The organism is Microcoleus sp. ARI1-B5 (genome assembly GCF_036705795.1).
Lineage (GTDB): Bacteria > Cyanobacteriota > Cyanobacteriia > Cyanobacteriales > Microcoleaceae > Microcoleus.
Genome location: NZ_JAUBVK010000007.1, coordinates 295,373 through 306,464 on the forward strand (window position 1 = coordinate 295,373; position 11,092 = coordinate 306,464).

An 11,092-nucleotide genomic window follows, 5' to 3' on the forward strand; every position below is an offset into this window, starting at 1 on the left:
TCTATTTCAAAAACAGGGGTTTCAGATTTTTGATGAGGTAGATGAAAGCGTTGATATTTTTTAGACTATTTCCTTCTAGCATAATTATCTAATTTCTACTGACCAGTTGCATAAAATGCAGCCCAATAGTAGGGCGATCGAAACGGCGGTTCTGCTGTGGAATCTATGTTGTCGAGTATATCGTATAGCGCCTCTTTTAAGGAGGGACGGATGGAAAGTTTGCTTGTCCACTGTTGTAACTTTTCTACCGTAACATCCCGCAGCCAAATTTGAGCAGTGTTGAGGGCAACAGCGACGCTCAATCCGGCTTGGAGATTTTCATAAAATTTGATCGTTAAAAATGAAGTAGACAAATCGTTAACAGTCCAAAGTGTCGGTACTACACTGGAACTGCCGGCCACCAGGAAACCGCTAGGCAAGCTGATATATTCATCGCTGATGCTGTTAAAGTCGCTGATGCCGGTTTCGCAGGCTGAGAGTACAACTAGGCGGCATTCTCGCAAGTCGAGGGCAAATATATCGGCTAAGGTGAGGCATTTTTCCAGGTCGAGGATGTTGCCATTTTGTAAGGGTTGATAACGGTTGGGATTTGATTCTGGCGGTGGTGGGGGTAATTCGCTGTCGGCTAGCAGCAATGCTGACAGCAAAGGTTGTTCAAAGTTAAAATAGCCGTGACAGCTAAAGTGAGTGCAGTGGGCGATGCGGAGGCTGCTGTCATTTATAGCTGATTTTTTGGCATTGCTTTGGATGAGGATATCTTGATTTTCGGGTGGGAAATGATGGCGGATTGCTTGTACTTCTATATCGGTAAATTTTAGGTCATTGGTGGGATTTTGAACGGCAAATAGTTGTGTGAAATTGGGTCGTTTTCGCCTTTGTGCTTGTTGCAGGAGTTGGCAACTGGGGGCGTGGCTGACACCTTGTTTGAAGCAATCTAGCAGGCAGGGATTGGTGGGTTCTGGAGACGGGGTTTCTGAATTAAATCGCTGCCAAATTTCACGGCTAACTGGCAAGGCGTGAATCGGAAATAAATGCAGGTAGCGGTGGGGAATTAGAATTAGTCGATCGCACTTTTTGGCAACCCTCCCCAGAAGATCGTCAAGATGCAATATTTTAGCTAGGTTTTCGAGGCTGACGGCTAGGTTTTCCCGCCATTGAGTTTTGTTTTTTCGGTAGTCTTTGAGATACTCGTTGCCCCAATTTACCAAGGCTTGAAAGTCGGCTTTTGAGGATTGCCAGACTGTAGGAGTTGGTGATTCTGAGGTGATGATAAAAGCAAGAAGTCTGTCGCCTGTAATGTACCACTCAATAATCGCGGTGTTTTCTGCTGTGAGGGATTGAATCTCGCTGTAGGAGATGCCTTTAACTTTTTGGGTGAGTACAAAGTTGGGATCGATGGGTATGATGTCGCGGTCAATCAATTCATCTAATTGTTGCCGTAATTGGGTGAGATGGGATTGATCCCGACTGGTGCTTTGTAGGTTGTCGATTTGGGGGCTGCGTTCTCCCCATATCCTGCCCCCGTTGCTGTTACGATTTGTCTGTTCGATGTCCACTCGTCGCTGTTCGGCATCAATTTCTCGACGCAGGCGCGAGAGTTCGTTGATAACGGTTTCGGGAATGTCACCTTTGGGGTATAAGTCGCGGGTGGCAAGGAGTTCGACTAAGTTGCGGGCTTTGCTGCGTTCGGCGTATTCTATGGCTGCGGTATAGTTTTTTAGTTCTATGCAAACTTCTACCATATTTCGATAGAGTTCATTCCATTCTTCGGCTAATTTCTGTTTAGTTTCATCGCCCGAATGAATTTCACTCCGTAGTAATTCTACGGTGTTAATGGCATCAGCAAAAGTATCGTGAGCTAGCTGCAAGTTGGGAACATCTCGATAGGCAAGCCCCAAATTAAATAAGGTTTCAGCATGGCTTTGCGGGAAAGCATCGCGGGTGCGGACTTTGAGTGCATTTCGGTAATAAAGGATCGCCATTTCGATATTCTGAGCTTTCTCTCCCCTGATTCTTTTACTGTAGGCATTTGCCAGATTATTTTGCGTTGTTGCCCAATCTTGGGGAAAGGCATCGCGGGTGCGAACGGATAATGCCGCAGTGTAAAATGCGATCGCCATTTCGATATTCTGAGCTTTCTCTCCCCTGATTCTGTTACGGTAGGCATTTGCCAGATTATTTTGCGTCTCGGCCCATTTTTCGCTCCCCGGTTCCCGATTACTTAAAACTCTTTGATAACCTGCGATCGCAATTTCAATATTATTTGCTTTCTTCCCCAAAGGAAAGTTATTAATATGAATACTCAAATTTTCAATAATGCCGACAATATCTCTAGTTGCTTCTGGATGTTCGGCAATTAAATTATCCGCGACTTGCTGTAAAGTCTCAGCCAAACGGGCATTAAGGAGATGTTGCCGTTGCGCTAACAGCGGGTAAATTACCGCCACGTCGCTCTTGCTATCTTGTTCTGCTTGCAATAATTCTAGGATAAACCTTGAATACTCTTGCGGACTTTCACCCTCAGATTTATCGCTATCTCCCCGAAGGTTCATCCCCAAGAATTCCCCTACCTGACTGGCAAGATTTCGCAAAAAACTAGCCCCATTCTCCTCTCCTTCCTCTGCCAAAGTTGCCGCTACTGCCTCGCAAGCTTGCAGAAACCCAGCATCCAGCAATTGGGAGTTAGCCTGTAAAAGCTGCTCTTCCTCACCGTTACGACAACTCAGCAGCGCATTAATCAATTGCAGATAAACAGAATTGCGGTCTGCATTCCCTCCCTGCGTCCCTTGAGCCAAAGCTTGACTAATTTGACCCGCCAATTGCTGCAAAAAAGCCGCATTTTGTTCGCCATCCGCCGCCATCCGACTCGCCACTTCCTGCATCACTTCAATCAAACCTGAGTCAACAAACTCAGAGTGCTCCTGCAATACATTCCCCTCTTCCCCAGACGGACAACTCAGCAGCAATTGAATCAGATTCAGGTAAGCTCGGACGCGGTTTTCATCCATGAGGCGTGACCTTCAACATTCTTTATTCCCTCATTTGTACCACAAATACAAGCAGCCCCAGCTAAACTGCAAGAATTATTTAATTTTCCAATCTAGCGGCCTAGTTGCTCAGTTTTTGTTGACAAATTACTTGATTGGTGGTAATGAAATTAATTCGGTTTGTCTGAGGTTTCTGGTTAAATCAAATACAGGACATGGCAGTGTCCAAGGCGTGTAAACTTAAGCTCAAAGTTAGTCACAGTCTTCTGTTTATAGCCGAGGCCAGATCCCCCCTAACCCCCCTTCTTAAGGGGGGGACAAGAGTATTCTCTTTAGTCTCGTAATTTTTGACGATTAAGCCCATATCCGCCCTAACCCCCCGGATAGTCGGGGGGAACAAGAAGCGCTCAAAGTCGACCCCTACTCCCGCAACGATGCGGGGAGTAGGGGTCGAGTAGGGGGTATGCGAGGGGGATCGGGATTTGGCAATAAACGAGATCTACAAAAGTTTTTAGGCTTAATTTGATACTAATGGACAGTGGCGTTTCCCTACCGGATAATCTGTACTTCACTAGACTAAAAACCGCTATATTCTCATCTTTTGATTGGCTTAATGCTTTCCAGATTAGCCATAGATTTACCCGCTCTTAAAAATTTGTTCCGCCGTCAAATTCAACTCTGGAAAAACCGCCGACTCAATTCTTTCATCTCCCCGAAATAGCTGAATCTGATACTCACCATCTACCAATTGACAAACCGACCAAGTAGGCAGTTTTGGAGAACCAATATAACGCCTACCTCCCAAACCCAAATAATCGACAATCCAGTATTCAGGAATGCCTAATGCTTCATAGTCGATCATCTTGTGTGCATAATCATCGCGCCAATTTGTGCTAACAACTTCCACAACTAACTTAACAGAATCTCCATGAGTAATAACTGATTCTCGTTCCCATCGAGACTCATGGACTTCTACGGCTTGTTTATCTAATACAATCACATCTGGAGCGTAGCCTAAGTTATCGCTGAATTTAATTGTACATTCCTTGGGAATAAAGTAAGGAAGTTGTAAACGCCTAATTTCAAAACCAAATTCTAGCGCCTGGAAACCTGCGACTACTGAATGTTTACCAGTTGGATTAGGCATCTCAACAATAACTCCATTACGTAGTTCATAGCGTCCGTTTTCTGGTTTCCATTCCAGAAAGTCATCGAAAGTCATTAACTTAGATATCGCTTGAATCACGGGAAAACCTCCAATGTTCTAAGATTATTTTAACATAAGAAGAGTTATTATTCTATTTTAGTGAGAGGTAGATGAATAATTTGATTTTGATATTCATTAGCAAAAGAAGATTCGGCAATTAAAATTAATTCATCTATGTTCTGCCCCACGCTTAAATTCGCACTTAAAATAAATATCCCTGGAATATAACGATTGGCTTGCAAATGATCTTTTAAATGAACTGGCATCGATTTACGGTTATTCGTGACTAGAATAAAGTCATATTCTTCACACCATTCTAAAATATCAGGGTCTTTAGTTCCTTTGGATGGAATAAAAGGTTCACCAATAACCCCAATCACTAATTCCGGTTGTCGAATCCGAATTTGAGTAGGATAAATCGGATCGACATTTTCATCAATGAGATACTTTAGTGCCATTTTTCTGTCTTTCCATCTTGATTTTTTGTAGTCTAATCGAAGCTGGATGGGGATTTAATTCTTGGGCTTTTCTTTGTTGGTGCGACCATTCTAACCAGTCGGCAAGATATTGATCTACAGCTTCTTTATTGGTTAAATAATAAAGGATTGTCGCGTAAATTTGAGCGAGGCTCAGAGTGGAAAAGTGTTTTAAGATTTCCTCTGGTGAACGTTGCCGATAAATATATTCATAAAGGATGCTTTCTATTCCGACTCTTGTCCCTTTTACTCGGATGTCATCGGCTGCTAAAAAATCTAAGTATTCTTCTATCATCATGGTTGATTACTCCATTTTTTGATTTACTTGTTAAGGTAATTTTTTTTATTTGCCATAGTCATAGTTAGATTATATCACCGATGCAGAAACCCGGTTTATGGATGGTTAACCGGAGAATTGTCAAACTTTCAATCTGGCGATCGCACACAATTGTGACACCTTAGACAGTCGTGCACGCATCAAAACCAAAGAAACCGGGTTTTTTACCTAATCTGTAGGTTAAAACGAAGGATTTTCGTAAAAAAACCCGGTTTCTGACGACCCGTCCGCCCAAGACTATTAGATTTACTTTAGTGCCGTGTCCCTACTTTATTTCAGATCGTTGAAAAGTGCGATCGCCTGCAGAAGACTTCGTTAACGGGCGATCGCACTTTAATTAAAAAAGGCGGCACCCAGATTTGAACTGGGGGTGGAGGTTTTGCAGACCTCTGCCTTACCACTTGGCTATGCCGCCGTTACGTCTGAAAATTGACGTTATACGATAATACACCAAATCCTGATTATTTGAACATACCTGTCAAAAATTTCCTCGTCTTTTTTTCGATCGCCCCCCCAACCCCATCCCAGGCTACATTAGAAATAGCTCGATCGCCAGCAACAGCAGCCATGACACCAGCTTCTCCCCTACTCGTCGCCCAAATCACCGACACTCACCTTTTCGCAGAGTTCGATCGACAATGGAAAGGGATCTCAACAACCCGCACCCTGCAAACAGTTCTCGATCGCCTGCAACAGATACAGCCGTCGCCCGACTTACTGCTGCTGACAGGCGACTTATCGCAAGACGAAACACCCGAATCCTACCAGATCCTCGTCTCCCTCATCGCCCCCCTGGGAATTCCCGCCTACTGGATACCTGGAAACCACGACAACATCCCAGTTATGGCAGAAATCTTAAATCAGCCGCCGATTTCCCCAGAAAAATCGTGGATGCTGGGAAACTGGCAATTTCTATTACTTTCGAGTGTGGAAGCGGGATGCGACGGCGGGCGGCTTTCCCCAGAAAGCTTGCAGTGGCTCGACTCTCAACTGCAACAAACCGGCGATCGACCTGTTATCATTGCTTTGCACCATCACCCGCTGCCGATCGACTGTGAAATAATGGATGGAATGATGCTGCACAATGCCGGTGAATTTTTGGCAATTGTCGATCGATACCCTCAAATAAAAATCGTCCTCTGCGGCCACATTCACCAAGAATTTCACCAACAGCGAGGCTTAGTTTCCTACTTAGGTACACCCAGTACCTGCATCCAACTTTTACCCAAAAGCCATCCGATTATTCTTGACGAAATCCCGCCGGGATTTAGGTTGCTTGAATTGGCGATCGACGGTACTTGGAACACCAGAGTTGAGCGAGTTGCCGCAGCACTACCAGCCGATCCCCAATCTCCGATCTGCCTGAAGTAATTTTTATCAAATTTACATTCTGTTGTCAATCCATCAACAGATAGATTGTTTTGAGCAACCCCATCTTTTATGATGTTTGTTGACCATAGATCGCAGACATACGTAAACTAGCAAGCTACGAACATAAATGTCGATCGCAACTTCACAAAACAGGAAAAACTAAATTTATGTCTCAAGTCAATGGCGTCATGATGCAGTATTTCCACTGGTACAGCCCCGCTGACGGGAACCTGTGGAATCAGCTAGCAGAATCTGCAAAAGATTTAGCCAAAATAGGCGTTACATCCCTTTGGTTGCCACCCGCCTATAAAGGAACAGACGGCGCTCTGGATGTAGGTTACAGCGTCTACGACTTATTCGATTTAGGCGAATTCGACCAAAAAGACTCGGTACGCACGAAATACGGCACAAAAGATGAGTATTTGCGCGCGATTAAAGCTGCACAAGATGCAGGAATTCGGATTTATGCCGATGTTGTCTTCAACCACAAATTAGGTGCCGATGCAGAAGAAGAAGTCGAAGCCACACCCTTCAATCCCGACAACCGGAATGACACCGTAGGCGAATATCAAAAGATCAAAGCTTGGACGCATTTTACTTTCCCCGGTCGCGACAAAAAATATTCCAGCATGGAGTGGCATTGGTGGCATTTTGACGCCATTGATTACAACACTTACAACACAGAAGCCAATGCCGTTTACCTGCTAAAAGGCAAAGAATTCGATCGAGGAGTAGACTTAGAAAAAGGCAATTATGACTACCTGATGGGTTGCGATTTAGATATGGACAACCCAGAAGTCACCGGCGAATTAAAATACTGGGGTGAGTGGTATCTCGATACAACAAACGTTGACGGCTTTCGCTTCGATGCCGTCAAACACGTATCAGCCGAATTTTTCCAAGAATGGTTGGAACACGTCCGCAACTATGCCAAACGCGACTTATTTGCAGTCGGTGAATATTGGTCTTATGAAGTAGAAGCTTTGCACTACTTCATCCAAGCAACGGACGGTAAAGTATCCTTATTTGATGCACCCCTCCACTACAACTTCCACGCTGCTAGCAAGGCCGGCAATAGTTACGACTTGCGAACAATTTTTGATAACACCCTCGTCCAACAGCAACCCGCCCTCGCCGTTACCTTGGTTGACAACCATGATTCCCAACCCTTACAATCCCTAGAATCGGTTGTCGAGGCTTGGTTTAAACCCCTTGCCTACGCTTTAATCCTGCTGCGAAGCGAAGGATATCCGTGCATTTTTTACCCCGATTATTACGGCGCTAACTATAAGGATAAAGCAAATGATGGCAACGAATACGAGATTTGGTTAGAAAAACATCAGTCAATTCTCGATAAATTCTTGTTAGCGCGCCAAACTTATTCCTACGGCAATCAGTACGATTACTTCGACCACGCCAACACAATTGGCTGGACGCGACTCGGAGATGAAGAACATCCGGGCGGCATGGCTGTGGTACTCAGTAACGGAGGCGATGGCACCAAGTTTATGGAAGTCGGACAGCCGAATCGAACTTATATTGACATCACCGAACACATCAAAGAACCGATCGCAACTAATGACGATGGTTGGGCTGATTTTAGGTGCAACGCCGGTTCAGTTTCTGTCTGGGTTCCTCAGCCCTAAGCATGACCTTAATCTTGACGGCATCCTCTATCTGAAGTAGGGTGCGCGCTGCGCACCTTACGGCTACGATCGTCGTATCAAACCATTTTTTACTTCGCTATTTCTTATTTTTGCTGATTAAAGCCTGTTCGCAGCATCGGACTTCAGTCCTCTCTCCAATCTTACTTTTAGGCGATCGCGCCCCAAAATTATTTACCTAAAAAAAATATGAAACTAGCAGAAAAAGTTGCCGTTATTACCGGCGGCGGGTCGGGAATTGGACGTGCAGCAGCAATTTTAATCGCCAAGGAAGGCGCAAAAGTTGCTATTATCAATCGCACTTTAGAAACCGGGCAAGAAACCGTCCGCCAGTTGGTCGATGAAGGAGGCTGCGGGCTAGCTATTGCAGCAGATGTGGCCGATTCTATGCAAATGCAACAGGCATTTCAAACCATTTTTGATGAATATCAAAGAATTGATATTGTGTTGGCAAATGCGGGTATTAACGGTGTATGGTCGCCGATAGAGGAGATAGAACCCGAAGAGTGGGACAAGACAATTAATACCAACCTCAGAGGAACATTTTTGACTGTTAAGTATGCTGTTCCTTATCTGAAAAAACAAGGAGGTTCCATCGTCATTACATCGTCGATTAATGGCACCAGAAGTTTCAAGAAAGTTGGCGCCACAGCTTACGCTTCCAGCAAAGCGGCCCAAGTAGCTTTAGCGAAAATGCTGGCGCTAGAACTTGCTCCCAGCCAAATCAGAGTCAATGTTATCTGTCCGGGCGCGGTGGTGACTTCCATTGAGGAAAGCACCGTTAAGCGCCATCTTGATGACATTCCACTCGAGCCTGATTCCATTCAAGACCTGATTCCTTTGACGGATAATACCCCCGGTTCTAGCGAAGAAATCGCCCAATTAGTTTTATTTTTAGTATCCGATGCGTCCAGCTTTATCACAGGCACTGAAGTGTGGATTGATGGTGGCGGTTCTTTGATTTAAAATCTGATATAGCGGTTATTAGTCACATGAAGTATATCTTGGAAGCTAAAAACCATACCAATAAAGGAATTTAACATACCTCACTATAGCAAGAAAGCCTATAGGTTGCGATTAATTCTTTGAATCGGTCGGACGTAATTTGTATTAGCTCTGACCCAGCAGCGAAATCGACTGAATGAAGTACCAACCCATAGCCAAGGTTTTCCCCGCCGGTCAAGAGAAATTCCAACAGTATCAAATCTTTCTCCAGTTGGCATAATCCTATCAACTGGCAACTCAAGCATATCCAGTCGGTTACTTTGACCAGTCCTATCTTGGCAGCGAACATTCAAACCTTCTGGATCTACGGCTTCCCACACCCAAGGCATGACTCCCCTATTACCGTTAACAATGCGGTAGTCTCCATTTTTGTCAGCCTCCGGATATGCGCTGGGATTTTGAACTTCGAGCAACGGGGTAGCGACGCTCCCACCAGAAAAAGAAGGAAAGAAAACTCCGGCAGTGAAGATTAGATTAATCACAAGATTTTTGAACATAAGATTGCCCGCAAACTGATAAATTCTATTTACATATAGCCTTTCTCACCCTCGTGAGGTATGCTGAATCCCTCGATTGTCCAGCTTTTGATCTCCAAGAATATACCTCACCTGACCAAGATCCCCTATATGATATCTCAACAAATAAGTGAGGTAAACGCCTTATATTTAATAAATATTCCCAAGTTTCCATTGTTTGACAGCACTTTGCAATGTCTGCTGCAGCCACTTATCGTACTGAGGATAAACAGGCAAACGCTGCACGAGTTGCCATCCCGATGCTGCTAAAATTTCTGTTAAAGTTTGGTGTTGCAGGTGAGGATAATCGGGATTAACTTCATCCCGCGGCCCAATTCCTCCTAAATCTCTAGCACCGGCTTCTAAACAAGCCAGCAATATGTCTGGCTGTGCAACTAAATTTGGCGGAATTTGCAGCCTGATTTCATCGGGTAAAATGCTGCGGGCGATCGCAATAACTTCCGGCATTTTTGTAGCATCAAAAACTTCACCGTCCCAACTTTGCTGATTTCCCGGACTGTGTGGCTGGAGGATAACTTCTTGAATGTGATTGTAACGCGAATGAATGCGGGCGATCGCCGAGAGCGTCTCAATCCAATCGGCCTCACTTTCCCCAATTCCCAGCAACAAACCAGTTGTGAACGGAATCTTTAATTCCCCAGCCCATTCTAACTGTTGCAGGCGCAGGGCCGGCACTTTACTCGGTGCGTGTCGGTGAACAGTTTGTAACAAATGTGGGGCAAGTTGTTCTAGCATCAGCCCCATCGATACATTTACCTTTTTTAACTGTGCCATCTCCTCAAAGCTGAGCGGCCCCACATTAGTATGCGGCAAAAATCCCAGAGCAAGTGCGAGTTCGCACAAATCGTAAATCCGCTGCAACCAAGCTTTTCGCCGTTGACTGTGAGGGTGTACCTCGCCGCTGAGGATGAGAATTTCAATTACACCTTGAGTTTGCAACAGCAAAAGCTGTTTTTCGGCGGATGGTAGTGTCAGCCAAGGACTTTGCAGGGGTTCTGCCCGAAAATTGCAATAGGTGCAGCGGTTGTAACACTCGTAGGTTGGAACCAGGGTATAAGCAGGGCTGTAGGTGACTGTGCGAGACATTCCTTGAGACTTTTATCGATCGGACTTGGGCAACAACATATATCTGTCAGTGCGAGTTTTGCGGTTTGCGATCGCAATCCTTCATGTATCTTAACACTGACGCAAGTCCCGAATCTCGTTGCCCAGGTAGATTATGAGCATTTTTCTTGTTGGTGCGATCGCCCGCAAATTCCGCACTCTGCTTTTGAAAAACCCATATAGCAAGCCTTCCGGCTTCTAATCAGCTCTGCTTATGACAGTCATAACAAAAGCTGTGCTTAAAACCCCTTTACAAACTGAAATAAAAGCTTTATGTTTATTTACATGGCGGAACACAAAGCCGTCACGAACATTGAAAACCAAATAAAGCAATCATAAACACATGACAGCCACCTTACAACAGCGCGAAAGCGCCAACCTGTGGGAGCAGTTCTGCAACTGGGT

General features: G+C 44.9%; 9 protein-coding genes and 1 tRNA gene. 3 read left to right on the top strand and 7 right to left on the bottom strand.

The window, feature by feature from the left end; genetic code table 11:
• Positions 1–95 precede the first annotated feature (95 nt).
• The 5 genes from QUB63_RS14380 to QUB63_RS14400 form a co-directional block, all read right to left on the bottom strand.
• A complete protein-coding gene (locus QUB63_RS14380) occupies positions 96–3,008 on the bottom strand; it encodes a CHAT domain-containing protein (protein WP_332945930.1) in 2,913 nt (970 codons plus the stop codon).
• A 616-nt stretch (positions 3,009–3,624) separates the two neighbouring features.
• Positions 3,625–4,233 carry a Uma2 family endonuclease gene (locus tag QUB63_RS14385; protein WP_332945931.1) on the bottom strand — a complete coding sequence of 203 codons (609 nt, stop codon included), beginning with the start codon at positions 4,231–4,233 and terminating at the stop codon, positions 3,625–3,627.
• A 47-nt stretch (positions 4,234–4,280) separates the two neighbouring features.
• A complete protein-coding gene (locus QUB63_RS14390) occupies positions 4,281–4,652 on the bottom strand; it encodes a DUF5615 family PIN-like protein (protein WP_332945932.1) in 372 nt (123 codons plus the stop codon).
• On the bottom strand, positions 4,630–4,968 hold the full coding sequence (locus QUB63_RS14395; RefSeq protein ID WP_332945933.1) for a DUF433 domain-containing protein: 339 nt from the start codon (positions 4,966–4,968) through the stop codon (positions 4,630–4,632). The genes QUB63_RS14390 and QUB63_RS14395 overlap by 23 nt, the downstream gene beginning before the upstream one ends.
• 383 nt (positions 4,969–5,351) lie before the next feature.
• Positions 5,352–5,422, bottom strand: a tRNA-Cys gene (locus QUB63_RS14400).
• 14 nt (positions 5,423–5,436) lie between these two features.
• On the opposite strand from QUB63_RS14400, the gene cpdA reads away from it, so the two are divergent.
• The 3 genes from cpdA (at position 5,437) to QUB63_RS14415 (ending at position 9,008) form a co-directional block, all read left to right on the top strand.
• Complete coding sequence (gene cpdA / locus QUB63_RS14405; RefSeq protein WP_332945934.1) at positions 5,437–6,378, top strand: 3',5'-cyclic-AMP phosphodiesterase; 942 nt, start codon at positions 5,437–5,439, stop codon at positions 6,376–6,378.
• Between the two features lie 167 nt (positions 6,379–6,545).
• On the top strand, positions 6,546–8,024 hold the full coding sequence (locus tag QUB63_RS14410; protein WP_332945935.1) for an alpha-amylase: 1,479 nt from the start codon (positions 6,546–6,548) through the stop codon (positions 8,022–8,024).
• 207 nt (positions 8,025–8,231) lie between these two features.
• Positions 8,232–9,008, top strand: coding sequence for an SDR family oxidoreductase (locus tag QUB63_RS14415; protein ID WP_332945936.1), 777 nt, complete (start codon positions 8,232–8,234; stop codon positions 9,006–9,008).
• Positions 9,009–9,106: 98 nt separating this feature from the next.
• On the opposite strand, the gene QUB63_RS14420 is transcribed toward QUB63_RS14415, so the two are convergent.
• Positions 9,107–9,529, bottom strand: coding sequence for a hypothetical protein (locus tag QUB63_RS14420; protein ID WP_332945937.1), 423 nt, complete (start codon positions 9,527–9,529; stop codon positions 9,107–9,109).
• 183 nt (positions 9,530–9,712) lie between these two features.
• Positions 9,713–10,669, bottom strand: a complete 957-nt coding sequence (gene cofG / locus QUB63_RS14425; protein WP_332945938.1) for a 7,8-didemethyl-8-hydroxy-5-deazariboflavin synthase subunit CofG — start codon at positions 10,667–10,669, stop codon at positions 9,713–9,715.
• Positions 10,670–11,092: the final 423 nt, after the last annotated feature.

What these genes read in the sequence shown, in the direction of transcription:
- QUB63_RS14380 (WP_332945930.1), bottom strand. Translation starts at nt 3,008, where the DNA reads ATGGATGAAAACCGCGTCCGAGCTTACCTGAATCTGATTCAATTGCTG.
- cofG (WP_332945938.1), bottom strand. Translation starts at nt 10,669, where the DNA reads ATGTCTCGCACAGTCACCTACAGCCCTGCTTATACCCTGGTTCCAACC.
- QUB63_RS14390 (WP_332945932.1), bottom strand. Translation starts at nt 4,652, where the DNA reads ATGGCACTAAAGTATCTCATTGATGAAAATGTCGATCCGATTTATCCT.
- QUB63_RS14415 (WP_332945936.1), top strand. Translation starts at nt 8,232, where the DNA reads ATGAAACTAGCAGAAAAAGTTGCCGTTATTACCGGCGGCGGGTCGGGA.
- QUB63_RS14410 (WP_332945935.1), top strand. Translation starts at nt 6,546, where the DNA reads ATGTCTCAAGTCAATGGCGTCATGATGCAGTATTTCCACTGGTACAGC.
- QUB63_RS14395 (WP_332945933.1), bottom strand. Translation starts at nt 4,968, where the DNA reads ATGATGATAGAAGAATACTTAGATTTTTTAGCAGCCGATGACATCCGA.